The sequence below is a fragment of the Pseudomonas sp. TZ252 genome, from assembly GCF_056110345.1.
The window spans coordinates 3,358,446-3,383,518 of sequence record NZ_CM148566.1 but is presented as its reverse complement, the minus strand read 5'-3'; the positions used below and the strand labels follow the sequence as shown (position 1 = coordinate 3,383,518).

Genomic DNA, 25,073 nt, shown 5'->3' with positions numbered 1-25,073 from the left:
CGATAGATGACGAGCATCACCCCGGTTACCCTGGCGAACTGCGAGGACGAACCCATCCACGTGCCTGGCGCGATCCAGCCGCACGGGGCGCTGGTCGCCCTGCGCGCGGACGGCATGGTCCTCGCGGCAAGCGAGAACATCCAGGCGCTACTGGGTTTCGTCGCCTCGCCGGGTTCCTACCTGACGCAGGAGCAGGTGGGGCCGGAGGTCCTGCGCATGCTCGAAGAGGGACTGACCGGCAACGGCCCATGGTCGAACAGCGTCGAGACGCGGATCGGCGAACACCTGTTCGACGTGATCGGCCACAGCTACAAGGAAGTGTTCTACCTGGAGTTCGAGATCCGCACCGCGGACACGCTGTCGATCACCTCCTTCACCCTCAACGCCCAGCGCATCATCGCCCAGGTCCAGTTGCACAACGACACCGCCAGCCTGCTCAGCAACGTCACCGACGAGCTGCGCCGGATGACCGGCTACGACCGGGTGATGGCCTACCGTTTCCGTCATGACGACTCCGGCGAGGTGGTCGCCGAGAGCCGTCGCGAAGACCTCGAAAGCTACCTGGGGCAACGCTACCCGGCCTCGGACATCCCGGCCCAGGCGCGTCGCCTGTACATCCAGAACCCGATCAGGCTGATCGCCGACGTGGCCTATACGCCGATGCGCGTGTTTCCCGCGCTGAACCCGGAGACCAACGAATCGTTCGATCTCAGCTACAGCGTGCTGCGCAGCGTTTCGCCGATCCACTGCGAATACCTGACCAACATGGGCGTGCGCGCCTCGATGAGCATCTCCATCGTGGTCGGCGGCAAGCTCTGGGGACTGTTCTCCTGCCATCACATGTCGCCCAAACTGATTCCCTACCCGGTGCGCATGTCGTTCCAGATCTTCTCCCAGGTCTGCAGCGCCATCGTCGAGCGCCTGGAGCAGGGGCGTATCGCCGAACTGCTGCGCGTGTCCACCGAGCGCAGGCTGGCCCTGGCTCGCCGCGCGCGGGACGCCGACGACCTGTTCGGCGCACTGGCCCACCCGGACGATGGCATCGCCGCACTGATTCCCTGCGACGGCGCCCTAGTCATGCTCGGCGGCCGCACCCTGAGCATCCGCGGCGACTTCGAGCGCCAGGCCGGGAATGTCCTGCAACGCCTGCAGCGCGATCCGGAACGGGACATCTACCACACCGACAACTGGCCGCAGCCCAGCGAGGACTCTCCGGACGGCGGCGACTGCTGCGGTGTGCTGGCGATCCGTTTCCACCGCCAGGAATCGGGCTGGATCTTCTGGTTCCGCCACGAGGAAGTGCACCGCATCCGCTGGGGCGGCAAGCCGGAAAAGCTGTTGACCATTGGCCCCTCCGGCCCGCGGCTGACCCCGCGCGGCTCGTTCGAGGCCTGGGAGGAAGTGGTCCGCGGCCACTCCACGCCCTGGAGCGAAACCGACCTGGCGATCGCCGAAAAGCTGCGCCTGGACCTGATGGAACTGTGCCTCAACCATGCGGCCGAGGTCGACCGCATGCGCCAGCGCCTGATCGCGGTGCTCGGCCACGACCTGCGCAACCCGTTGCAGTCGATCTCCATGGCGGCGGCCCTGCTGTCCTCCAGCGACACCCGCACCACCGAACTGCGCCAACACATTTCCGCGTCCAGCAGCCGCATGGAACGGCTGGTCAGCCAGATCCTCGACATGAGCCGCCTGCAATCGGGCATCGGCCTCACCGTGAACCCGGTCGACACCGACGTCTCGCAACTGGTGCAGCAGATCGTCTGCGAAACCGACGTCGCCTATCCCGGCCTGGTGATCGAGATCGCCATCGACCCGCAGGTTCGTGCCGTGGTCGACCCGGACCGCTACGCCCAGGTCGCCGCCAACCTGCTGAGCAACGCCCGTCATCACGGCCTGCCCGGCCGGCCGGTGCTGGTAACCCTGACCCGCCAGGGCGACGAGGTGTGCCTGAGCGTGCTCAACGAAACCAGCGGCCTCTCCGAAGCGCAACTGGCCAACCTGTTCGAACCGTTCAAGCGCGAGTCGGCGGACAACCAGCGCAACCGCAACGGCCTCGGTATCGGCCTGTACATCTCCCAGGCCATCGCCCAGGCCCACCAGGGGCGTATCGACGTGGACTGCCGCGACGACGTCATCACCTTCTGCCTGCGCCTGCCGGTGCGCCAGGCGGAGACCGGCTCCTCGTCCTGACGACGAGGACCGTGCACAATGCAACGCTTGCAGGTATCTTCGGCAGCCATCGCCGTCTGACAGGATCGCCCCGTTCCATGCCCCGCCTCCGCCTCCGGACCGTCCTCGCCTGCCTCGCCGTGTTCTGCGCGGCTCCCGCACTGGCCAGGGTCGAAGTGCATTCGCTGCAACACAAGAGCATGGGGCGGGTGCTGACGGTCCGCGTCTCGGAGGAGATCGCGCCGGGCGACTACGAGACGCTGCTCAAGGGTTTGCGCAACAATCCGGGAACCTACTCGCGCAAGCTGCTCCTGCTGAACAGCATCGGCGGCAGCGTGCCGGAGGCGATCCGCATGGGCCGCCTGCTGCGCGAATCCGGCTTCGACGCGCTGGTGCCGTCGAGCAGCGTCTGCCAGGGCACCTGCGTCTACCTGCTGGCGGCCGGCAAGCGCAAGACCGTACGCGGCTACGTCGGCCTGCACCGTCCCTACTACGCCCACGGCGACTCGCTGCACTCGCGCTCGGCCAACGGCATGCGCTACGACTCCGCCGCCTACTTCCGCGAAATGGATATCCCCAGCACCTTGGTACAGGCCATGCAAAGCACCGATCCCAAACGGATGCGCGTGCTTTCGGCGAAGGAACTGGCGCAGTACCGGCTGAACTGAACCGGCGACTCCGCGGAACGAGCGAGGGCGCGCGGTGGCGTTGGCGATAGTGGCCGATGCCGTTGTACCTCGTTTTCGTGCAACGGCAGGCCGAATCCAGTCCGGATCCGAACCGGCCCTACTCTAGAAGAACTCGTCCAATAGCCTGAAGTACGCCAGCCGTTCGCCGTCGATATCGCCGCCGTATTCGACGAGGAAGGCCTCGGCCCAGGCCGCGCCGAGTTCGGCCTCGATGTCCCGCGCGGCCAGGGCCAGGTCCTGGTGCCGGTCGGCGACGCCGAGCCGCCCGCAATCGATGAAGCCGCTGAAGCGCCGCCCCTCCGCCAGCAGATTTGGCAGGCAGGCGTCGCCATGGGCGACCACCAGGTCTTCGACCGCCGGACGCCGGTCGAGCAGCAGGCGGTACAGCTCCGTGGCGCTGCGACCGCGATGGTCGTCGTCGAAGTCCGCCTCGTCCACCAGCCCGGCCTCGACCCGCTGGCGCACGGTGTCCAGGCGCCGTTCCAGGCGATGATCGAAGGGACAGGCGGCCGGATCGAGATCGTGCAGCCGGCGCAGGGCGGCGGCCACCAGGCGCACCAGGCGCTCGGGCTCCAGCTCGCCGCGCTGCGCCAGCGCGGACAGCGTGTCCCCCGGCACGGCGCTCATCAGCAGCCATTGCCGGCCGTCGCTCTGGGTTTCGTTCAGCACCTGCGGGCAATCGATGCCGGCACCGTGCAGCCAGCGCAGGCGGGCGATTTCGGCGGGCAGCTCGGCATGTGCGGACAGCACTTCCTGCTTGACGAACAGGGTCGGCCGCCGCGCAACCTCCAGGCGGTGGACAGTGGCCGCGGAACATCCTTCGCCCTGCCCTCGCCAGCGGTAGCCGGCAAGGTAGTCGGCCCAGGTGGAGGGAGCCTGCGGCGGCATGGAGGTGGCTGCATCATGCATGGAGAAACGCTTCCTGTTCGAGTGGGAGCGCGAGTATACCCGCCCACCCGCTCAGCGACGGGACTCCCCGTCGGCCTGTCGCTGGCGGTAAGCGCTGGGGGTGAGCCCCGCGTAACGCACGAAGAAACGACTGAAGTAGGCCGGGTCCTTGAAGCCGAGCTGGTAGCAGATCTCGTTCACCGAGCCGCCGGTGAACAGCAGCAGGCGCTTGGACTCCTGCATAAGCCGTTCGTACACCAGGCGCTTCGACGGCAGGTCGGCGATGCGCCGGCAGACGTCGTTGAGGCGCGCCTCGGTGACGCCGATCCGGCTGGCGTAGAGCGACAGCGGCCAGTGCTCGGCATAGCGCTCCTCGATCAGCGCGTTGAAGCGCTGGAAGATCTGCAGGTCTTCGTGGCGCATCGGCCGCGCAGCCACCGAATTGGCCGAGAGACGCAGCAGGCTGATCATGACCAGCCGGGTCAGCGCCAGCAGCGCCTGCTGGCGGCCGGAGCGGCTGGCCATCGACTCGCTGCGCAACTGCTCGAAGAGCAGCGCCAGGCGCGCCGCCTCCTCGGCCGCGCCGCCCTCCAGGTTGCCCAGCGCCACGCAGGCCGGCGCCACCTGCGGGCCGGGCGCCAGGCCCGGCTCTGCTTCGGTGAGGCTCCACACCAGTTGCTGGCGCACGGTCAGCACATGGCCATCGGCGTCCGCCTCGGTGACGAAGGCGTGCGGCACGGTCGGCGGGGTGAGGAAGAACATCGGCCCCGACTCCAGGTACTGGCGCTCGTCGAGATAGACCCGCACCGCGCCGTTCTTCACGTAGTGCACCTGGAAGAAGCGGTCGTGCCGGTGCGCCGGCATGTTGCGACCGAAGAATCCGGCCAGGTTGCCCAGCGCATCGTAGTGCACCTCGGCGTCGGCATAGCGCTGGTCGTAGACCTGCCCGATGTTGATGTTGGGGATCGGCTGGCGCTCTGGCATGGCGATCTTCTCTTTGTTGTTCTTCCCGGCTGCGCACGCAAGCCGTCGCGGGCATCCGTATACCGCAGACGGCGCCTCTTGCCACCTCCCCGGGACGAATGGCGCAGCAACCGGGGTTGACGATCATTAACATGTTAAATATAACGTTAACACATTAACGAGTTTTCGCCAGGACGGCCCCCTCGCCGTTCGCTTATCGCGCCAGGAGACACCACCACAATGAGCCGCGCACTGAATGACGTCGCCGCCGGCACCCTGTTCGGCGTCGCGCTGAACTACAAGGGCCTGCTCGACAGCCGCCTGCCGGAGTTCCAGCAGCCGCCCTACCAGAAGCCGCCAGTGAAGCCGGTGTTGTTCATCAAGACACCGAATACCCGCAACGAGCACGACGCCCCGGTGCTCTTCCCGCGCGGCGTCGAGCGCCTGCAACCGGGCCCGGCGCTGGGCGTGGTGATCGCTCGCGACGCCAGCCGGGTGAAGGAGGAAGAGGCCATGGCGCATGTCGCCGGCTACGTGATCGTCAACGAGTTCAGCCTGCCGGAAGACAGCTACTACCGCCCGGCGGTGAAAGCCAAGTGCCGCGACGGCTTCTGCCCGTTCGGTCCGCAACTGGTGCCGACGCAGGAGATCGCCGATCCCCATGCGCTGGAGCTGAAGCTGTACGTCAACGGCGAACTGCGCCAGCGCAACAACACCGCCAACCTGGTGCGCGACATCCCGCGGCTGATCGCCGAGATCAGCGAGTTCATGACCCTGCACGCCGGCGACGTGCTGATCACCGGCACCCCCGAAGGGCGCGTCGACGTGCATCCCGGCGACCGCGTCGAGGTCGAGATCGACGGCCTCGGCCGCCTCGCCAACAGCATCGTCGCGGAATGAGGAACCGACCATGAAACACGCACGCATCCGCTACCAGGGCCGGGTTCACCAGGTCACCGTGGAAGACGCCAACGCCGTCCGCCTGGCCGACGGCACCCTGCTCGCCGAGGACCGGGTGGAGTGGCTGCCGCCGGCCACCGGGAGCATGTTCGCCCTCGGCCTGAACTACGCCGACCATGCCGCCGAACTGTCGTTCAAGGCGCCCAGCGAACCGCTGGCGTTCATCAAGTCGCCGGGCACCTACACCGGCCACCGCCAGGTCAGCTGGCGTCCGGACAACGTCGACTACATGCACTACGAGTGCGAACTGGTGGCGGTGATCGGCAAGCCGGCGCGCAACGTCCGCCGCGAGGACGCCCTCGGCTACCTGGCCGGCTACACGGTGTGCAACGACTACGCGATCCGCGACTACCTGGAGAACTACTACCGGCCCAACCTGCGGGTGAAGAACCGCGACGCCACCACCCCGGTGGGGCCGTGGATCGTCGACGCGGCCGAGGTTCCCGAGCCGAACCGGCTGGTCCTGCGCACCTGGGTCAACGGCGAGCTGCGCCAGGAAGGCAGCACCGCGGACATGATCTTCGACATTCCCTACCTGATCGAATACTTCTCCAGCTTCATGACCCTGCAGCCGGGCGACATGATCGCCACCGGCACACCGGAAGGCCTGTCCGACGTGGTCCCCGGCGACGAAGTGGTGGTGGAGGTGGAAGGCGTCGGTCGCCTGGTCAACCGAATCGTCAGCGAGGCCGAATTCTTCCGCGCCCGCGCACAGGAGCACGCAGAATGATCAAACACTGGATCAATGGCCGCGAGGTCGAAAGCAAGGACGTCTTCGAGAACTACAACCCGGCCACCGGCGAGCTGATCGGCGAGGTTGCCAGCGGCGGCGCGGCGGAAATCGACGCGGCGGTGGCGGCGGCCCGGGAAGCCTTCCCGAAATGGGCCAATACCCCGGCCAAGGAGCGCGCGCGCCTGATGCGCCGGCTCGGCGAGCTGATCGACCGGAACGTGCCGCACCTGGCGGAACTTGAGACCCTCGACACCGGCCTGCCGATCCACCAGACGAAGAACGTACTGATCCCGCGCGCCTCGCACAACTTCGAGTTCTTCGCCGAAGTCTGCACGCGGATGAACGGGCACAGCTATCCGGTCGACGACCAGATGCTCAACTACACCCTGTACCAGCCGGTGGGCGTCTGCGGCCTGGTCTCGCCGTGGAACGTACCGTTCATGACCGCCACCTGGAAGACCGCGCCGTGCCTGGCGCTGGGCAACACGGCGGTGCTGAAGATGTCCGAGCTGTCGCCGCTGACCGCCAACGAGCTGGGCCGCCTGGTGCACGAGGCGGGCATTCCGCCGGGGGTGTTCAACGTGGTCCAGGGCTACGGCGCCAGCGCCGGCGACGCGCTGGTTCGCCACCGCGACGTGCGCGCGGTGTCCTTCACCGGCGGCACCGCCACCGGGCGACGGATCATGGAGGCGGCCGGGATCAAGAAATACTCGATGGAACTGGGCGGCAAGTCGCCGGTGCTGGTCTTCGAAGACGCCGACCTCGAGCGGGCGCTGGACGCCGCTCTGTTCACCATCTTCTCGCTGAACGGCGAGCGCTGCACCGCCGGCAGTCGCATCTTCGTCCAGGAAAGCGTCTACCCGCAGTTCGTCGCCGAGTTCGCCGCACGCGCCAGGCGCCTGATCGTCGGCGATCCGCAGGACCCGAAGACCCAGGTCGGCTCGATGATCACCCAGGCCCACTACGACAAGGTCACCGGCTACATCCGCATCGGCCTCGAGGAAGGCGCCACCCTGGTGGCCGGCGGCCTGGAGCGTCCGGCCGGCCTGCCGGCGCACCTGAGCAAGGGGCAGTTCATCCAGCCCACGGTGTTCGCCGACGTGGACAACCGCATGCGCATCGCCCAGGAGGAGATCTTCGGCCCGGTGGTCTGCCTGATCCCGTTCAAGGACGAAGCCGAGGCGCTGCGCCTGGCCAACGACGTGGAATACGGCCTGGCCTCCTACATCTGGACCCAGGACATCGGCAAGGCCCATCGCCTGGCACGCGGCATCGAGGCCGGGATGGTCTTCATCAACAGCCAGAACGTGCGCGACCTGCGCCAGCCGTTCGGCGGGGTGAAGGCCTCGGGCACCGGACGCGAAGGCGGGGAATACAGCTTCGAGGTATTCGCCGAGATCAAGAACGTGTGTATATCCATGGGCAGCCATCACATCCCCCGCTGGGGCGTGTAGGGCGCGCTCGTGCAGAGCGGCCGCCCGAGGCCGCCAGCAGCGCCGGCGTGCAGACACAATCAGAAGAATCCGGGCCAGCCGCCAACGGCCGCGCCCGCTGCCAGGCCCAACGGGCCACCAGGAGAATCGTCATGGGCAAAGTCGCTCTGGCTGCCAAGATCACCCACGTACCCTCGCTGTACCTGTCCGAGCTGCCCGGCCCGCGCCACGGCTGCCGCCAGCCGGCGATCGACGGGCACCGCGAGATCGGCCGGCGCTGCCGCGAACTGGGGGTCGACACCATCGTGGTGTTCGACACCCACTGGCTGGTCAACGCCGGCTACCACATCAACTGCGCGCCGCACTTCGAGGGGCTCTACACCAGCAACGAGCTGCCGCACTTCATCGCCAACATGGAGTACGGCTTCCCCGGCAACCCGGAGCTGGGCCGCATCCTCGCCGAGGGTTGCAACGCGCTCGGCGTGGAGACCCTGGCCCACGACGCCACTACCCTCGGCCCGGAGTACGGCACCCTGGTACCGATGCGCTACATGAACCAGGACCGCCACTTCAAGGTGGTCTCGGTCTCCGCCCTGTGCACCGTGCATTACCTGAACGACAGCGCGCGCCTGGGCTGGGCCATGCGCAAGGCGGTGGAAGAGCACTACGACGGCACGGTGGCGTTCCTCGCCAGCGGCTCGCTGTCCCACCGCTTCGCCCAGAACGGCCAGGCGCCGGACTTCTCCGACCGCATCTGGAGCCCGTTCCTTGAGGTCCTCGACCATGAAGTCGTGCAGATGTGGCAGGAAGGCCGCTGGGCGGAATTCTGCGGGATGCTCCCGGAGTACGCCTCCAAGGGCCATGGCGAAGGCTTCATGCACGACACCGCGATGCTCCTCGGCGCCCTCGGCTGGTCGGCCTACGACGGCAAGGCGGAGGTGGTGACGCCCTACTTCGGCTCCTCCGGCACCGGGCAGATCAACGCGGTATTCCCGGTCACCGCCCAGGACGGCTCGGCGATTCCCGCCGCCCAGGCCGGCAACCCGGCCGGCGCCAGTTGCGCCAGCCGCCTCTGAGGACGCCACCATGCCGCACTTCATCGCCGAATACACCGACAACATCGAAGCCGAAGCCGACCTGCCCGGCCTGTTCGAGAAGGTCCATGCCTGCCTCGGCGCCAGCGGCGTGTTCCCGCTCGGCGGCATCCGCAGCCGCGGCGTGCGCCTGGACACCTGGCGCATGGCCGACGGCAGGCACGACTACGCCTTCGTCCACATGACCCTGAAAGTCGGCGCCGGTCGCGACCTGGAGACTCGCCGGCAAGTCGCCGAGGCACTTTTCGAGGTGATCACCGCGCACTTCGCCGAGCTCCAGGCGCGACGCCTGCTGGCGCTGTCCTTCGAACTCACCGAACTGGACGCGGAGCTGAACTACAAGCGCAACAACGTGCATGAATTCCTGAACAACCCGGCGGACTGACCAGCCCGCCATAACGCTGCACTCACCCAGCTCGCCTCCCGGCCACCGACAGGTCGCCGGGACGTCCGGGCGCTCACAAAAAGTACAAGATCATGAGCACAGCCAGCACCCTGAACAGCACCACCCTGCCTCTCAGCGACAGCACCCACGACCGCGTCACCTGGCGGCTGATGCCGCTGCTGCTGGTGTGCTACGTCTTCGCCCATCTGGACCGCATCAACATCGGTTTCGCCAAATTGCAGATGAGCGCCGACCTGCACTTCAGCGACACCGTCTACGGTCTCGGCGCCGGGCTATTCTTCATCGCCTATGCGCTGTTCGGCCTGCCCAGCAACCTGATGCTGGAACGGATCGGCCCGCGCCGCTGGATCGCCTGCCTGATGCTGGTCTGGGGCTGTCTCTCCACCGCCATGCTGCTGGTGGAGACCGCGCGCGGCTTCTACCTGCTGCGCTTTCTCCTGGGGGTCGCCGAGGCCGGCTTCTTCCCCGGTATCCTGGTCTACCTGAACCGTTGGTTCCCGGCGCGCCGACGCGGGCAGATCACCGCCCTGTTCGCCATCGCCGTGCCCATGGCCGGGGTGATCGGCGGACCGCTTTCGGGCTGGATCCTAGAAGGCTTCCATGACGCCCTCGGACTGCGCGGCTGGCAGTGGATGTTCCTGATCGAAGGCCTGCCGGTTGTGTTGCTCGGCGTGGTGGTCTGGTGCTCGCTGCCGGAAAGCTTCGAACGGGTGACGTGGCTCAGCGACGAACAGAAGCACCTGCTGCGCGAGGAACTGGCCGGCGAGGAGCAGCGCAAGACCATCACCTCCTTCTCCGGCATCTTCAGCAATCCGCAGGTGTGGCTGCTGGTGGCGATCTATTTCGCGGTGATGCTGGCGGTGAACACCATCGCGTTCTGGATGCCGAGCCTGATCCATGGCGCCGGCATCGCCCAGGACAGCCGCATCGGCATGCTCAGCGCGGTGCCCTATCTCGCCGGCTGCGCCTTCATGATCTTCATCGGCCGTTCCTCCGACCGCCTGCGCGAGCGCCGCTGGCACCTGGGCATTCCGTTGCTGATGGCCGCCGCCGGGCTCAGCCTGGCGGCCCTGGCACCGACCAGCGCCTGGCTGGTGATGGGCGGCCTGGTGATCGCCGGGATGGGCGCCAGCGCCGCCCTGCCGATGTTCTGGCAACTGCCGCCGGCCTTCCTTTCCAGCGCCACCCTGGCCGCCGGAATCGCCCTGATCAGTTCCTTCGGCAGCATCGCCGCCTTCCTCGCGCCCTACCTGATCGGCTGGATGCGCGACACCACCCAGAGCGCCAGCCTGGCCCTGTACCTGCTGGCCATCCTCATCGCCCTCGGCGCCGGCCTGGTCCTGCGGACCCCCGCCGCCGTGGTCAACCCACGCTGAACCGAGAGACCCCGACCATGCTCGATCCCCGTCTGATCCAGGAAGCCGCCAACCGCCTCGACGCCGCCGAACGCTCGCGCCAGCAGGTAAGGCAGTTCTCCCTCGACTACCCGGACATCGCCATCGAGGACGCCTACGCCATCCAGCGCGCCTGGGTCGAGCGCAAGATCGCCGACGGGCGCGTGCTCAAGGGCCACAAGATCGGCCTGACCTCGCGCGCCATGCAGGTCTCGTCGAATATCAGCGAGCCGGACTACGGCGCCTTGCTCGACGACATGTTCTTCGAGGAGGGCAGCGACATCCCCTTCCAGCGCTTCATCGTGCCGCGGGTCGAGGTGGAGCTGGCGTTCATCCTCGGCAAGCCGCTGAAGGGACCGGGCTGCACCCTGTTCGACGTGCTCGAGGCCACCGAGTGGGTGATCCCGGCGCTGGAGATCATCGATGCGCGCATCCAGCAGGTCGACCCGCAAACGAAAGTCACGCGCAAGGTCTTCGACACCATCTCCGACAACGCCGCCAACGCCGGCGTGGTGATGGGCGGCCGGGCCGTACGGCCAGGCGATATCGACCTGCGGCGGGTACCGGCGATCCTCTACCGCAATGGCGTGATCGAGGAGTCTGGCGTCTCCGCCGCGGTGCTCAACCACCCGGCCAAGGGCGTCGCCTGGCTGGCCAACAAGCTGGCGCCCTACGGCGTCTGCCTGGAGGCCGGCCAGGTGATCCTCGGCGGCTCCTTCACCCGCCCGGTGGCGGCCGCGCCGGGGGACACCTTCCACGTCGACTACGACCTGCTCGGCAGCATCTCCTGCCGTTTCGTCTGAGGAGGCATTTCCATGGACCTGCCCGTCAATCGCTTCAAGCAACGCCTGCGCAGCGGCGAGGCGCAGATCGGCCTGTGGCTCGGCCTGGCCGATCCCTACTGCGCGGAGCTGGCCGCCAACGCCGGCTTCGACTGGCTGCTGCTGGACGGCGAGCACGCGCCCAACGACCTGCGCAGCCTGCTCGGCCAGTTGCAGGCGCTGGCGCCCTACCCCGGCCAGCCGGTGATCCGCCCGGTGCAGGGCGACACTGCGCTGATCAAGCAATTGCTCGACATCGGCGCGCAGACCCTGCTGGTACCGATGGTCGACAGCGCCGCCCAGGCCGAAGGGCTGGTGCGCGCCGTGCGCTATCCGCCGGCGGGCGTACGCGGGGTCGGCAGTGCGCTGGCCCGGGCCTCGCGCTGGAACAGCGTGGCGGAGTACCTGGACCACGCCGACGAGCAGATGTGCCTGCTGGTCCAGGTGGAAAACCTGGAGGGCCTGGCCAACCTCGACGCGATCGCCGCCGTCGAGGGCGTCGACGGCGTGTTCATCGGTCCGGCCGACCTCAGCGCAGCCATGGGCCATCGCGGCAATCCAGGCCATTCCGAGGTGCAGGCGGCCATAGAGGACGCCATCCACCGCATCCGCACGGCCGGCAAGGCCGCCGGCATCCTCTCCGCCGACGAGACACTGGCGCGGCGCTACCTGGAGCTGGGCTGCGCGTTCGTCGCGGTGGGCGTGGACACCAGCCTGCTGATGCGTTCGCTGCGCGAGCTGGCGGGGCGCTTCAAGGGCGGCGCGCCGGCGCCGTCCGCCAGTTCCTCGGTCTACGGCTGAGGGGTGCGCCCCGCTCCCGCTGCGGGAGAGGGGCCAGGTCGGCGTTGCGGCAGGTATCGGCGTCGGTCCGGGGGCGTATGCCTAGCGTCGGCGGAACAACGGTCGCGGCTCGATCGCCGAGCGGCCGTAGAGCACGCTCAAGCCCGCCAGCCCCTTGAGCGCATCCTCGACGTTCTTGTCCTCGCGCACCGCGAAGGCATCGAAGCCGCACTGGCGCATATGGCTGAGCTGGTCGCGCAACACGTCGCCCACTGCGCGCAACTCGCCGCTCCACCCCAGGCGCACGCGCAGCAGGTAGGCCAGGCTGTAGCCACGACCGTCGCGGAAGCTGGGGAAATCGACGGCGACCAGCGGCAGCTCGGCGAAGTGCGGCAGCAAGGCCTCCACCTCATCGTCCGGCGCCAGCCAGGGCGCGGCGGCTCCGGCCTCGCCGCGGCGCTCCAGCCAGGCCGCCAGAGGCAGCAGCAACGGCCCCGGCGGCAGCGCGTCGGGCAACTCGCGCAGGAGTTGCCAGGGATCGTCGCGGCAGACCTCGGCGACGCCATCGCGCAAACGGATCAGGTTGTTCATGCCGGTTCCTCCATCCTGGCGTAGACCCGGGCCTTGAACGGCTCCAGGCCGACCCGGTTGAAGGTGTCGATGAAACGTTCCGGGCCGACCCGCAGGTCGGTGAAGGTTTCGACGATCCGTTCGATCACCGCCGGCACCTCGGCAGCGCTGAACGATGGCCCGATCACCTTGCCCAGCGCGCTGTCCTTGCCCTGGGCGCCGCCGAGGGTGACCTGGTACCACTCGCTGCCGTTCTTGTCGACGCCGAGGATGCCGATGTTGCCGATGTGGTGGTGGCCGCAGGCGTTCATGCAGCCGGAGATGTTCAGGCTAAGCTCGCCGATGTCGTGCAGGTGGTCGAGGTCCTCGAAGCGCTGCTGGATACCCTGGGCGATGGGGATCGACTTGGCGTTGGCCAGCGCGCAGTAGTCGCCGCCGGGACAGGCGATGATGTCGCTGAGCAGGCCTTGGTTAGGCGTGCCGAGGCCGGCTGCGCAGGCCTCGCGCCACAGCGCGTGGAGGTTCTCCAGGCGCACGTCGGGGAGCACCAGGTTCTGTTCGTGGGCCACACGGATCTCGCCGAAACCGTAGCGCTCGGCCCAGTCGGCGACGCGTTCCATCTGCTCCGCGGTGACGTCGCCCGGCGGCGCGCTGGCGCCGGGCTTGGTCGACAGCACCACCGAGGCGTAGCCCGGCACCTTGTGCGCCTGGACGTTGCGCGAGGCCCAGCGGGCGAAGGCCGGATCGGCCGCACGGGCGCTGCCGTAGGCCAGCTCGCCGCCGGCCGGCGGCAGGTAGCGCGGCAATACGAAGCGCTCGGCGACCCGCTGGCACTCCTCGGCAGTCAGTTGCGCCGGGCCGTCGCGCAGGTGCTGCCACTCTTCCTCCACCTCGCGGGCGAAAGCCTCGATGCCCAGCGCCTTGACCAGGATCTTGATCCGCGCCTTGTACTTGTTGTCGCGCCGGCCGTAGCGGTTGTAGACCCGCAGGATCGCCTCGACGTAGGACAACAGGTGCTGCCAGGGCAGGTCGTCGCGGATCACCTGGCCGAGCATCGGCGTGCGTCCCAGGCCGCCGCCGACCAGGACCCGCAGGCGCAACTCGCCGGCGTCGGGGTGGCGGTAAAGGTACAGGCCGATGTCGTGCATCTGCACCGCGGCGCGGTCTTCCACCGCCGAACTGAGGGCGATCTTGAACTTGCGCGGGAGGAACAGGAACTCCGGGTTCACCGTCGACCACTGGCGCAGGATCTCGGCCAGCGGCCGGGGGTCGGTCCATTCGTCCGCGGCGACCCCGGCGAAGGCTTCGGTGGTGATGTTGCGCACGCAGTTGCCGGAGGTCTGGATCGCATGCATCTGCGCGCCGGCGAGGTGTTCGAGGATATCGCCGACCTGCTCCAGTTCGATCCAGTTGAACTGGATGTTCTGCCGCGTGGTGAAGTGCCCGTAGCCGCGGTCGTAGTGCCGGGCGACGTGCGCCAAGGCGCGCAGTTGCGGCGACGAGAGGGTGCCGTAGGGAATCGCCACGCGCAGCATGTAGGCGTGCTTCTGCAGGTACAGGCCGTTCTGCAGGCGCAGCGGGAGGAACTCCTCCTCGCTCAGTTCGCCGTCGAGGCGGCGGGCGATCTGGTCGCGGAACTGCGCCACCCGCTCGCTCACCAGCGCCTGGTCGTATTCGTCGTACTGGTACATCGCAAAGCCCTCATCGACAGGGTTTCTCCACCGATGACGGGCAGGGTGCGTGGCGAAGAAACCGGGGACCGGCTGCGCCCCTGTTTCTGGCGACAGGATGGGCCGGTGTTCACTGGCACCCACTATCGCCCGCGTACAGACAGCGAAACAGCGGCAGATTCCGCCGAAAAAAACACATCAGATGGCCGACGGCGGCGAATTCGTGCCGCCTGCGACCGGTTGCCACGGGGCGCATATCTGTACTGCCCGAGGTCGCTCGGCATCCCGCGGCAATGCTGGGCCGCTGCTTTCCGGAGGCATCTGATACGGTTTTTCCCGCTCGATCTGCCGCTGTTTCGCCCATCAGCCGGTTCCTATAGTCGCAACCGCCTCTCCAGCCTGATGGGCCTACGAAAAATGAGCGAAAGAATTCCCGCGATCCAGGTCGAGCCCGCCGCACCGGCCGCTCCGTCGAAACAGCCGCCCGCGCCCGGCAAGCTGCCGTCGGCGGTGAACGGCCCGATCTACACCCGCAGCTTCACCGGTCTGTTCCGCAACTTCCGCCGCCTCGGCGGCGGCCTGCTGTTCCTGCTGTTCTTCGGCACCCTGTGGCTGAACTGGAACGGCCGCCAGGCGGTGCTCTGGGACCTACCCGAACGCAAGTTCTACATTTTCGGCGCGACCTTCTGGCCGCAGGACTTCATCCTGCTCTCGGCGCTGCTGATCATCGCCGCCTTCGGCCTGTTCTTCATCACCGTGTTCGCCGGCCGCGTCTGGTGCGGCTATACCTGCCCGCAGAGCGTGTGGACCTGGGTGTTCATGTGGTGCGAGAAGGTCACCGAGGGCGACCGCAATGCGCGGATCAAGCTCGACCAGGGTCCGGCGAGCGCCGCCAAGCTCTTGCGCAAAACGGCCAAGCACGCGCTGTGGCTGGGTGTGAGCCTGGTCACGGCGATCACCTTCATCGGCTACTTCACTCCGGTGCGGCCGCTGGTGGCCGACCTGTTCAGCTTCCAGCTGGACCTGGAAAGCCTGTTCTGGGTGCTGTTCTTCACCGCCGCCACCTATATCAACGCCGGCTGGCTGCGCGAGCAGGTGTGCATCCACATGTGCCCCTACTCGCGCTTCCAGAGCGTGATGTTCGACAAGGACACCCTGATCGTGTCCTACGACGCCGCCCGCGGCGAGTCCCGCGGCGCCCGCAAGAAAGGCAGCGATCCGCGCGCCCAAGGGCTCGGCGACTGCATCGACTGCCAGCAGTGCGTGCAGGTCTGCCCCACCGGCATCGACATCCGCGACGGCCTGCAGATCGCCTGCATCGGCTGCGCCGCCTGCGTCGACGCCTGCGACTCGATCATGGACAAGATGGGCTATGAACGCGGCCTGGTGCGCTACACCTCGGAACGCGCCCTGGAAGGTGGCCAGACCCGCTTCCTGCGTCCACGCCTGGTCGGCTACGCGGCGGTGATGCTGGCGATGATCGGCGCCTTCGTCGTCGCCCTGGATGCCCGCCCGCTGGCCTCGCTGGACGTGACCCGCGACCGTGGGCTGTTCCGCGAGAACGCCGCCGGGCAGATCGAGAACATCTACACCCTCAAGGTCATCAACAAGACCCAGCAGCCGCAGCGCTATCGCCTGCAACTCGACGACGCGCCGGAGTTCCGCCTGCAGGGTGAGCACACCCTGAGCCTGAAGCCCGGCGAGATCCTCGACTTCCCGGTGTCGGTGGCCTCTACCGCCGAACGCGCCAGGGCCGGCTCGCAACCGCTGGCGTTCAGCCTGCGCGGCATCGACGACCCGAGCCTGGCGGTCGGCAGCACCAGCACCTTCGTTTCGCCGGCGCGCTGAGGAGGCCGCGATGAGGCATGACAACACGGTCCCGGCGCGCATAGAGTGGGCGCCAGCGGCCGTGCCCACGGCCAGCCAGGACAGCGGCCAGGACAAGATGAAGCGCTACGAGAAATTCGCCGACGAGATTGCCGAGCTGATCCGCACCGGCGTCCTCGCCCCCGGGCAGAAGGTGCCCTCGGTACGGCACGCCAGTCGTACCTACGGGGTCAGCGCTTCCACCGTGTTCCAGGCCTACTACCTGCTGGAAAGCCGTGGGCTGATCATGGCCCGCGCACGCTCCGGCTACTTCGTCTGCCAGCACGTGCAGCGGCCGCTGCCGGAACCGGAGATCAGCCCGCGCCAGGCCGACGCCACCGAGGTCGACGTCAGCGAGCTGGTGTTCTCCGTACTCAGTTCGATCAAGGACCCGGACACCGTGCCCTTCGGCTCGGCGTTCCCCAGCCCGCAACTGTTTCCCCTGCCGCGCCTGGCGCGCTCGATGGCCCACGCGGTGCGCGACATGGACCCGCAGTCGGTGGTCGCCGACATGACGCCGGGCAACCATGGCCTGCGCCGGCAGATCGCCCTGCGCTACATGGTCGGCGGCCTGCTGCTGCCGGTGGAAGAACTGGTCATCAGCAACGGCGCGCTGGAGGCACTCAACCTCTGCCTGCAGGTGGTCACCCGTCCCGGCGACCTGGTGGCCATCGAGGCGCCGGCGTTCTACGCCACCCTGCAGGTGCTGGAACGGTTGAAGCTGAAGGCGGTGGAAATCCCCGTGCATCCGCGTGAAGGCATCGACCTGGAAGTGCTCGCCGACAGCCTGGAGCGCCTGCCGATCAAGGCCTGCTGGTTCATGAGCAACTTCCAGAACCCGATGGGCGCGAGCATGGACGACGAGAAGAAACGCGCCCTCGCCGAGCTGCTGGCGCGCCACCAGGTGCCGATGATCGAGGACGACGTGTACGCCGAACTGTACTTCGGCCAGCAGGCGCCGAAACCGGTCAAGGCCTACGACCAGGAAGGCCTGGTGATGCACTGCAGTTCCTTCTCCAAGAGCCTGGCGCCGGGCTACCGGGTCGGCTGGGTGGCCGGCGGACGCTACGCCGAGCAGATCGAGCGACTGAAGCTGATGACCAGCCTGTCGGCGTCGATCCCGGCCCAGGCGGCCATCGCCGACTATCTCCAGCACGGCGGCTACGACCGCCACCTGCGCAAGCTGCGCTACGCCCTGGAGACCCAGCAGAACGCCATGCTCGCGGCGGTGGCGCGTTACTTCCCCGAGCAGACCCGGGTCAGCCGTCCCAGCGGCGGCTACTTCCTCTGGCTGGAGTTGCCCGAGGCGGTCGACTCGCTGCGCCTGTTCCAACTGGCCCTGGCCCAGGGCATCAGCCTCGCCCCGGGGCCGATCTTCTCCGCCACCCGCCGCTTCGCCCATTGCGCCCGGCTCAACTACGGGCACCCGTGGAGCGCGCGGCAGGAGAAGGCGATGGAGACACTCGGGCGGATCGCCCAGTCGCTGGCGGGATGACGCCCCGCAGACGGAAAGCCACCCCGGCGTAGGGCGGATAACCGCGCGCGGTCATCCGCCATGATCGGCTCGCGTCCCCCATCCCGGTATGCGCCGCCGCCCAGCACGAACGCCTTCCCCCGCCCCATCTGATACCCAAATTCCATATCGACCTGAAGCTGTTTTACCCCCGCCCCAGCCCTTAGATTGCAGGCTCCGGCCGGCGCCCCGTCTCCCCCCTCGACGGCGGTCGCCGGCTGTTCATTTCTTTCGGGACTGTACAGATGAACAAAGCAACGACGGAACCTGCCTACAACTACAAGGTGGTTCGCCAGTTCGCCATCATGACCGTGGTATGGGGCGTGATCGGCATGGGGTTGGGCGTACTGATCGCCTCGCAACTGGTCTGGCCCCAGATGAACTTCGACCTGCCCTGGACCAGCTTCGGCCGCCTGCGGCCGCTGCATACCAACCTGGTGATCTTCGCCTTCGGCGGCTGCGCGCTGTTCGCCACCAGCTACTACACGGTGCAGCGTACCTGCCAGGTGCGACTGTTCTCCGACACCCTGGCCGCCTTCACCTTCTGGGGCTGGCAGGCGGTGGCGGTGATCCTGCTGGTCAGCCTGCCGCTGGGCAACACCACCACCAAGGAATACGCCGAGATCGAGTTCACCGGCGCGATCTGGCTGGCGATCGTCTGGGTCGCCTACGCGGTGGTGTTCTTCGGCACCCTGATCAAGCGCAAGGTCAAGCACATCTATGTCGGCAACTGGTTCTTCGGCTCGTTCATCCTGACCACCGCGATGCTGCACATCGTCAACCACATGTCGCTGCCGGTGAGCTGGTTCAAGTCCTACTCGATGTACTCCGGCGCCACCGATGCCATGGTCCAGTGGTGGTACGGGCACAACGCCGTAGGCTTCTTCCTGACCACCGGCTTCCTCGGCATGATGTACTACTTCGTGCCCAAGCAAGCCGGGCGCCCGGTCTACTCCTACCGGCTGTCCATCGTCCACTTCTGGGCGCTGATCACCCTGTACATCTGGGCCGGCCCGCACCACCTGCACTACACCGCGCTGCCGGACTGGGCGCAGTCGCTGGGCATGGTGATGTCGCTGATCCTCCTGGCGCCGAGCTGGGGCGGCATGATCAACGGCATGATGACCCTCTCCGGGGCCTGGCATAAGCTGCGCGACGACCCGATCCTGCGCTTCCTGGTGGTGTCCCTGGCGTTCTACGGCATGTCCACCTTCGAAGGCCCGATGATGGCGATCAAGACCGTCAACGCCCTCTCCCACTACACCGACTGGACCATCGGCCACGTCCACGCCGGCGCCCTCGGCTGGGTCGCGATGATCACCATCGGCTCGCTCTACCACCTGATTCCCAAGGTCTACGGGGTCGAGAAGATGCACAGCGTCGGCCTGATCAATGCGCACTTCTGGCTGGCCACCATCGGCACCGTGCTGTACATCGCCTCGCTGTGGGTCAACGGCATTACCCAAGGCCTGATGTGGCGCGCGGTCAACGAGGACGGCACGCTGACCTACTCCTTCGTCGAGTCGCTGGTGGCCAGCCATCCGGGCTTCATCGTGCGCCTGGTCGGTGGCGGGTTCTTCCTCACCGGCATGCTGCTGATGAGCTACAACACCTGGCGCACGGTACGCCAGGCGCGCCCGGAAGGAATCCTCGCGGCGGCCCGCATGGCCTGAGCCGCGACAGCGCGTCCCTTCCCTTCCCGAGCCTCGCCCGCCACGCTGCGGGCAAGGCTCGACAGCCGACGAGGAGAATCATCATGGAATTCAGCTGGAGCGAGATCCTGCTGGAGCTGCTGGCGGTCGCCGTGCTGTTCTTCGGCGTGCATTGGAGCCTGCGCCACGCCAAGACCCTGGACCAGGCGAGCATGCTGCCGTTCGCCGACGACGAGGAGGTGGCCCGCCGGGTCGAGCGGGAAACCGGCAGGAGCCGCACCGGCTGCGGCTGTCCAGGTCGCTGCCAGGGCGACTGCCGGCACTGGGACAAGAATTGGCCGGCATGACGCCGGCCAGTCGCTTCAGGGCTTTATCTTCTTCAGCTCGTTGAGCAGTTCCAGCAACTGCGCGAGCTTTTCCTCGCCGAACCGCTCCTGGATGCGCTGGTAGTTCTTCTCCATGTCGCCGCTCATGGAGACGAAGCACTGCTGGCCCTTTTCCGTCAGGTTCACGTAGACCCGCCGCTGGTCCTTGGGCGCCTTCCAGCGCCGGACGATGCCGTCGCGCTCCAGGCGCGCCAGCACGCCGGTCATGCTCGGGCGCAGGATGCAGGCCTGGTTGGCCAACTGGTAGCTCTCCATCTCGCCCTGCTGGCGCAGGATGCGGATCACCCGCCACTGCTGCTCGGTGAGGCCGTGCTGGTTGAGGGAGGGGCGGAAGAAACTCATCGCGGCTTCGCGAGCCTGCAACAGGGTCAGGGTCAGGGAGGGTCTTGGCGTTGACATAGGGTCCGAGCTTGGATGACTGGTTTCGAAAGTGCAGAAGAGTAGCGGAAAAAACACAGGCTGCATGCGGGTATGCAGAAGGAAATCAACGGTTTCCGCCGTGCAGGGCCAAGCCCAGCGCGAGCAGGCTGCCGACGCCGCAGACGACCATCACCAGCGCCATCGGCAGCACGCCGGGCAGCGCCAGCCAGCCGACCGCCAGGCTGGCCAGGCAGCCGAGGCCGAACTGCCCGGACACCGCCACCGCCGAAGCCGCCCCGGCCTGTCCGGGATACAACGCCAGCAGGCTGGCGATGCAGTTGGCGCCGAGCAGGCCGGTGACGCTGACGAAGCACAGCAGCCCGGGCACCAGCGCCCACAACCCGCCCCGCTCGCCGAGCGCCGCATAGCCGAGGAGGAACAGCCCGGACACGCAGGCCAGCAGGCTGCCGGCCCGCAGCAGCGGCCGCGGACCGTGGCGGCGCACCAGGCGCGCGCTGCACCAGGTGGCGAGCATCACGCCGAGGATGTTCAGGCCGAAGAACCAGCCGAAGCGCTCCGCGCGCACGCCGAAATGCTCGATGAACACGAAGGGCGCGGCGCTGATGTAGGCGAACATCCCGGCGAACGCCAGCCCCATGCACAGCACGTAGCCCAGCGCGCGACGGTCGCCGAGCAGCCGCCCATAGGCGAGAAAGGCCTGGGCCAGGCTGCCGCCGCGGCGCTCCGGCGGGTGGCTTTCGGCGACCCGCCAGACCGCCAGCAGGCAGAGCCCGGCGAACAGCGCCAGGACCACGAACAACGCGCGCCAGCCGGCCCAGAGCATCAGGTAGCCGCCGAGCAGCGGCGCGGCCAGCGGTGCCAGCATGGTCACCATGTGCATCAATGCCAGCATCCGGGCGGCCTCGCCCAACGGATAGAGGTCGCGCACCATGGCCCGCGCCAGCACCGACGCGGCGCCGCCGCCGAGGGCCTGGAGCACCCTCAGCAGGACCAGTTGCCCCGCGCTGTCGGCCAGCGCGCAGGCCAGACTGCTGAACAGGTACAAGGCGATACCGGCCAGCAGCACCGGGCGCCGGCCGAAACGGTCGGACAAGGGGCCGTAGAACAGCATGCCGACGCAGAAGCCGACCAGGAAGCCGCTGATGCTCCGCTGCACCTGGGCATCGCTGGCGCCGAGATCGGCGGCGATCGCCGGCAGGCTCGGCAGGTACATGTCGATCGACAGCGGGCCGAACGCCACCAGCGCCGACAACAGCAGCAACAGGCGTCGTTCGCCGCTTCCGACCTGAATCTTCGATGCACTCGCAGGCACGCTCGCCCTCCTCTTCTTCGCCTTTCGGTCCAGACGACACCGCCGTGCACGCGGATGCAAGTTCGCCGTCCGGGAAATCCTCGCGCCGCGACCTCGTTCACCCTGGCAGCGCGCGGGCCTGGCTCCTTTCGCGGGCCGACAACGTTAACAGATTAACCAAATGCGCAGAAGGCGAAAGATTCCAGGCTGGCTTCGCTCTCCAGCGCCTTACCGTCAATGCTCGATGAGCATGGAAAGGGGCAGAGGCTAGCGAAGCTTCCGGGAGCATCGCCAACACTTCATTAACAAGTTAACAATATGCTAAAACTCACCGTGCAATCGGCGTCACCCATACCTACAAGAACAACAACCAAGGGAAGAATCGATGATCACGGCATGCCCCCGCCCGTGCGCCTGGCGCAGCTATGCGCTTGGCCTCGGCCTCCTGCCCCTCGCCGCGCAAGCGGAATTCCTCGCGGACAGCAGCGCCCACCTCGACCTCCGCAACTTCTACCAGTTGCGCGACTACCGCCAGCACGATGCGCCCCAATCGCAGGCCGGCAACTGGTCGCAGGGCTTCGTCCTGCGCCTGCAATCCGGTTTCACCGGCGGCCCGCTCGGCTTCGGCCTGGACGCTACCGGGCTGCTCGGCGTCAAGCTCGACTCGGGACGCGGGCGTAGCAACGATGGCACGCTGCCGTTCGGAGCGAATTCGAAGGAGCCGGTGGACGACTACAGTCACCTCGGCCTGACCGCCAAGCTGCGCTATTCGCAGACCCAGCTACAGGTCGGCATCCTCATGCCGCAACTGCCGGTGGCGTTCCGCGACGACGTGCGCCTGTTGCCGCAGACCTTCGACGGCGCGCTGCTGACCTCCAGCGAGATCGAGGGTCTCACCCTCACCGCGGGGCAATTGTGGAAGTCGCGCACTCGCGAGTCGGCCGGCAGCGACGACATGTACATCATGGGCCGCGACAAGGCCCACGCCAGCGACGAGTTCAATCTCGCCGGCGCGACCTACGCCTTCACCCCTCGGCTCAGCGCCAGCTATTACTACGGCCAGCTCAAGGACATCTACCGGCAGCACTATCTCGGCCTGCTGCACACCCTGCCGCTGGGCGAAGGGCTGTCGCTGCGCAGCGACCTGCGCTACTTCGACAGCGGCGAAGACGGCGCGGCGATCTCCGGGCCGGTGGACAATCGCAACCTCAACGCCATGCTCACCCTGCGCGCCGGCGCCCACGCCTTCGGCATCGGTGTCCAGAAGATGATCGGCAACGACGCCTTTCCGGTGCTCAACGGCTACACCACGCCCTACGTGGCCAACCTCATGGCCTACCAGACCTTCACCCGACCGCAGGAGAAATCCTGGCAACTGCGCTACGACTACGACTTCGCCGGCCTCGGCCTGCCCGGCCTGAACCTCATGACCCGCTATGTACAGGGCCGCGACATCGACCGCGGCGCCGGCCGCGCCGACGACAGCGAATGGGAGCGCAACACCGACCTGTCCTACGTGATCCAGAGCGGACCGCTGAAGAGCGTCGCCTTGAAATGGCGCAACATCACCTACCGCAGCCGCTACGGTGCGGACCTGGACGAGAACCGCTTCATCGTCAATTACACGCTAAAGCTCTGGTGAAGCGCGGCCCCTTGGGGCCGCAGGCACCTCAATCCTCGAGTCGCAGGTGCAAATGCTGCTTCTTGCCCAGGCTCAAGCGCAGCCCGTCGACCTCGCCCGCCAGCGGCGTGTCCGGATCGCTGACCGGCGTGCCGTCCAGGCGCAGGCCGCCGCCGGCGGCGAGGCGGCGGACCGCGCTGCGGGAGGGCTGGATCGCGTGTTCCAGCAGCAGGTCGGTCAGCGACAGTCCCTGCGCCAGGCGCGCGCGGGATAGCTTCATCACCGGCAGGCCGCTGTCCCGCGTACCGTCGGCGAACACCCCGCGCGCGGCATCGGCGGCGGATCGCGCGGCGTGCTCGCCGTGCGCCAGGGCGGTGGCGGCATTGGCCAGGACCACCTTCGCTTCGTTCAGCTCGGCGCCCTGCAAGGCGCCCAGGCGGCGCACCTCATCCATCGGCAGTTCGCTGAACAGGGCGAGGAAGCGACCGACGTCGCGATCATCGCAGTTGCGCCAGAACTGCCAGAAGTCGAACGGCGCCAGGCGCTCGGCGTTGAGCCATACCGCACCCTGCGCCGACTTGCCCATCTTGCGCCCGTCACTGGTGGCCAGCAGCGGCATGGTCAGGCCGAACAGCTGGGCGCCGCCCTGGCGTCGCGACAGCTCCACGCCGTTGATGATGTTCGCCCACTGGTCGGCGCCGCCGAGTTGCAGGGTGCAGCCGCGCCGGCGCGACAGTTCGACGAAATCGTAGGCCTGCAGCAGGGTGTAGCCGAACTCGAGGAACGACAGCGAATGCTCGCGGTCCAGGCGCTGCCTGATGGCGTCGAAGGTCAGCAGGCGGTTGATCGAGAAGTGCCGGCCGACCCGGTCGAGGAACTCCAGGTAGCCGACGCCGTCCAGCCATTCGGCGTTGTTCACCAGGCTGTCGTCGTGCAGTTCGACGTAGCGCGAGAAAACCCGGGCGATGCCGTCGATATTGGCCTGGATCTGCGCCTCGGTGAGGATCGGCCGGCTCGAATCGCGGAAGCTCGGATCGCCGATCCGGGTGGTCGCGCCACCGATCAGCAGCAACGGGCGGTGCCCGGCCTTCTGTAGCCAGCGCATCAGCATCAGGCCCTGCAGGTGGCCGACGTGCAGGCTGTCGGCGGTGGCGTCGAAGCCCAGGTAGGCGGTTGCCGGACCGGCGGCCAGGTGCGCGGCGAGGCCGTCGCGGTCGGTGCACTGGTGGACGAAGCCACGCTCTTCGAGCAGGGCGATCAGGTCTTGCTGATGGGTCGGGACGGACACGGGTATCTCCTTTGGCACGGTGGATGCCCGAGGAGACAGGTTGGGAGGGAGTTCACCGGACCGCCGCCTCGGGCGGTTCGGGAATGCAGCGACGCATCTACCGCCTCAATGAGGGAGCAGATAGGCGTAATAGCGCTTGAAGGTCAGGGCTGCACGATTCATGCGCGGCACTCTACGCGCCTGTGCCGGGCTGTCAAGACTGGAAAGCGCCTCGACACGAACCGAAGCACTTCCCCGCAACAGAAGCGCAGCCTGGGAAAGTTTGCCCGCCAGTTATCCGCACAAATTTATGACGCCGGTTTCTCTACTTTGAAAAACAACGCAAGACCGGACATGGACTTCAATAACTCGACCGGAAGAAACCTATCAGCAAGGCAGTTGAATTTTTTCCGAAAGCAATAATTCGATACTTTTCTGGATTGGCGCATCATCTCGTAAAAATAGCGAACCGCTTCCCAGTACCCACGAATATCAATGGATCAGCAATATCCAGATGCTTATC

Annotated in this window: 22 protein-coding genes; 15 read left to right on the top strand and 7 right to left on the bottom strand. The window is 67.3% G+C overall.

From position 1 onward, the window contains the following. Positions 1–6 precede the first annotated feature (6 nt). The gene (gene bphP, locus ACYAF3_RS15640) at positions 7–2,193 is read left to right on the top strand and encodes a bacteriophytochrome BphP (protein WP_057387199.1); all 2,187 of its coding nucleotides are present in this window, start codon (positions 7–9) and stop codon (positions 2,191–2,193) included. A gap of 77 nt (positions 2,194–2,270) precedes the next feature. After that, positions 2,271–2,840: a COG3904 family protein gene (locus tag ACYAF3_RS15635; RefSeq protein WP_003101275.1), complete on the top strand. Its 570-nt coding sequence runs from the start codon at positions 2,271–2,273 to the stop codon at positions 2,838–2,840. A gap of 123 nt (positions 2,841–2,963) precedes the next feature. Here the strand turns inward: ACYAF3_RS15635 and ACYAF3_RS15630 are convergent, their stop codons facing one another. Both ACYAF3_RS15630 and hpaA read right to left on the bottom strand, forming a co-directional pair. After that, the gene (locus ACYAF3_RS15630; protein WP_003101274.1) at positions 2,964–3,770 is read right to left on the bottom strand and encodes an APH(3')-II family aminoglycoside O-phosphotransferase; all 807 of its coding nucleotides are present in this window, start codon (positions 3,768–3,770) and stop codon (positions 2,964–2,966) included. 51 nt (positions 3,771–3,821) lie between these two features. Next, on the bottom strand, positions 3,822–4,733 hold the full coding sequence (hpaA, locus tag ACYAF3_RS15625; protein WP_003113010.1) for a 4-hydroxyphenylacetate catabolism regulatory protein HpaA: 912 nt from the start codon (positions 4,731–4,733) through the stop codon (positions 3,822–3,824). A gap of 219 nt (positions 4,734–4,952) precedes the next feature. Here hpaA and ACYAF3_RS15620 point away from each other — a divergent pair, with 219 nt between their 5' ends. The 8 genes from ACYAF3_RS15620 (at position 4,953) to hpaI (ending at position 12,354) form a co-directional block, all read left to right on the top strand. Beyond that, a complete protein-coding gene (locus ACYAF3_RS15620; protein ID WP_003110133.1) occupies positions 4,953–5,612 on the top strand; it encodes a fumarylacetoacetate hydrolase family protein in 660 nt (219 codons plus the stop codon). A 10-nt stretch (positions 5,613–5,622) separates the two neighbouring features. Beyond that, a complete protein-coding gene (locus ACYAF3_RS15615; protein ID WP_003101268.1) occupies positions 5,623–6,402 on the top strand; it encodes a fumarylacetoacetate hydrolase family protein in 780 nt (259 codons plus the stop codon). Next, positions 6,399–7,859, top strand: a complete 1,461-nt coding sequence (hpaE, locus tag ACYAF3_RS15610) for a 5-carboxymethyl-2-hydroxymuconate semialdehyde dehydrogenase (protein WP_003110130.1) — start codon at positions 6,399–6,401, stop codon at positions 7,857–7,859. The genes ACYAF3_RS15615 and hpaE overlap by 4 nt, the downstream gene beginning before the upstream one ends. 131 nt (positions 7,860–7,990) lie before the next feature. Continuing rightward, positions 7,991–8,914 (top strand): 3,4-dihydroxyphenylacetate 2,3-dioxygenase, encoded by a 924-nt coding sequence (gene hpaD, locus ACYAF3_RS15605; RefSeq protein ID WP_003093449.1) that lies wholly within the window; start codon positions 7,991–7,993, stop codon positions 8,912–8,914. Positions 8,915–8,924: 10 nt separating this feature from the next. Continuing rightward, positions 8,925–9,317: a 5-carboxymethyl-2-hydroxymuconate Delta-isomerase gene (locus ACYAF3_RS15600; protein ID WP_003101265.1), complete on the top strand. Its 393-nt coding sequence runs from the start codon at positions 8,925–8,927 to the stop codon at positions 9,315–9,317. Positions 9,318–9,409: 92 nt separating this feature from the next. Continuing rightward, complete coding sequence (locus tag ACYAF3_RS15595; RefSeq protein WP_003101263.1) at positions 9,410–10,714, top strand: MFS transporter; 1,305 nt, start codon at positions 9,410–9,412, stop codon at positions 10,712–10,714. Between the two features lie 17 nt (positions 10,715–10,731). Then, the gene (hpaH, locus tag ACYAF3_RS15590; RefSeq protein WP_003101261.1) at positions 10,732–11,535 is read left to right on the top strand and encodes a 2-oxo-hept-4-ene-1,7-dioate hydratase; all 804 of its coding nucleotides are present in this window, start codon (positions 10,732–10,734) and stop codon (positions 11,533–11,535) included. Between the two features lie 12 nt (positions 11,536–11,547). After that, complete coding sequence (gene hpaI / locus ACYAF3_RS15585) at positions 11,548–12,354, top strand: 4-hydroxy-2-oxoheptanedioate aldolase (RefSeq protein ID WP_003101259.1); 807 nt, start codon at positions 11,548–11,550, stop codon at positions 12,352–12,354. A gap of 81 nt (positions 12,355–12,435) precedes the next feature. Here the strand turns inward: hpaI and ACYAF3_RS15580 are convergent, their stop codons facing one another. Then, positions 12,436–12,924 carry a DUF934 domain-containing protein gene (locus tag ACYAF3_RS15580; protein WP_003101258.1) on the bottom strand — a complete coding sequence of 163 codons (489 nt, stop codon included), beginning with the start codon at positions 12,922–12,924 and terminating at the stop codon, positions 12,436–12,438. Then, positions 12,921–14,594 (bottom strand): nitrite/sulfite reductase, encoded by a 1,674-nt coding sequence (locus ACYAF3_RS15575; protein ID WP_003101256.1) that lies wholly within the window; start codon positions 14,592–14,594, stop codon positions 12,921–12,923. Before ACYAF3_RS15575 ends, ACYAF3_RS15580 begins: the two co-directional genes overlap by 4 nt. 105 nt (positions 14,595–14,699) lie before the next feature. Here ACYAF3_RS15575 and ccoG point away from each other — a divergent pair, with 105 nt between their 5' ends. The 4 genes from ccoG (at position 14,700) to ACYAF3_RS15555 (ending at position 19,951) form a co-directional block, all read left to right on the top strand. Further along, positions 14,700–16,421, top strand: a complete 1,722-nt coding sequence (ccoG, locus tag ACYAF3_RS15570) for a cytochrome c oxidase accessory protein CcoG (protein WP_128669610.1) — start codon at positions 14,700–14,702, stop codon at positions 16,419–16,421. A gap of 97 nt (positions 16,422–16,518) precedes the next feature. After that, positions 16,519–17,934, top strand: coding sequence for a GntR family transcriptional regulator MpaR (gene mapR, locus ACYAF3_RS15565; protein ID WP_003101248.1), 1,416 nt, complete (start codon positions 16,519–16,521; stop codon positions 17,932–17,934). A gap of 263 nt (positions 17,935–18,197) precedes the next feature. Continuing rightward, positions 18,198–19,625, top strand: coding sequence for a cytochrome-c oxidase, cbb3-type subunit I (ccoN, locus tag ACYAF3_RS15560; RefSeq protein WP_003093467.1), 1,428 nt, complete (start codon positions 18,198–18,200; stop codon positions 19,623–19,625). A gap of 83 nt (positions 19,626–19,708) precedes the next feature. Beyond that, entirely contained in the window at positions 19,709–19,951 is a 243-nt protein-coding gene (locus tag ACYAF3_RS15555) for a hypothetical protein (protein ID WP_003093468.1), read from the top strand. A gap of 15 nt (positions 19,952–19,966) precedes the next feature. Here the strand turns inward: ACYAF3_RS15555 and hpaR are convergent, their stop codons facing one another. Both hpaR and ACYAF3_RS15545 read right to left on the bottom strand, forming a co-directional pair. Then, positions 19,967–20,389 (bottom strand): homoprotocatechuate degradation operon regulator HpaR, encoded by a 423-nt coding sequence (hpaR, locus tag ACYAF3_RS15550; RefSeq protein ID WP_003093470.1) that lies wholly within the window; start codon positions 20,387–20,389, stop codon positions 19,967–19,969. Positions 20,390–20,474: 85 nt separating this feature from the next. Further along, complete coding sequence (locus ACYAF3_RS15545; RefSeq protein ID WP_114012160.1) at positions 20,475–21,683, bottom strand: Bcr/CflA family multidrug efflux MFS transporter; 1,209 nt, start codon at positions 21,681–21,683, stop codon at positions 20,475–20,477. Positions 21,684–22,047: 364 nt separating this feature from the next. Here ACYAF3_RS15545 and ACYAF3_RS15540 point away from each other — a divergent pair, with 364 nt between their 5' ends. Beyond that, a complete protein-coding gene (locus ACYAF3_RS15540; protein WP_003105682.1) occupies positions 22,048–23,304 on the top strand; it encodes an OprD family porin in 1,257 nt (418 codons plus the stop codon). Positions 23,305–23,332: 28 nt separating this feature from the next. On the opposite strand, the gene tyrS is transcribed toward ACYAF3_RS15540, so the two are convergent. After that, on the bottom strand, positions 23,333–24,571 hold the full coding sequence (tyrS, locus tag ACYAF3_RS15535) for a tyrosine--tRNA ligase (protein WP_003113003.1): 1,239 nt from the start codon (positions 24,569–24,571) through the stop codon (positions 23,333–23,335). Positions 24,572–25,073 lie beyond the last annotated feature (502 nt).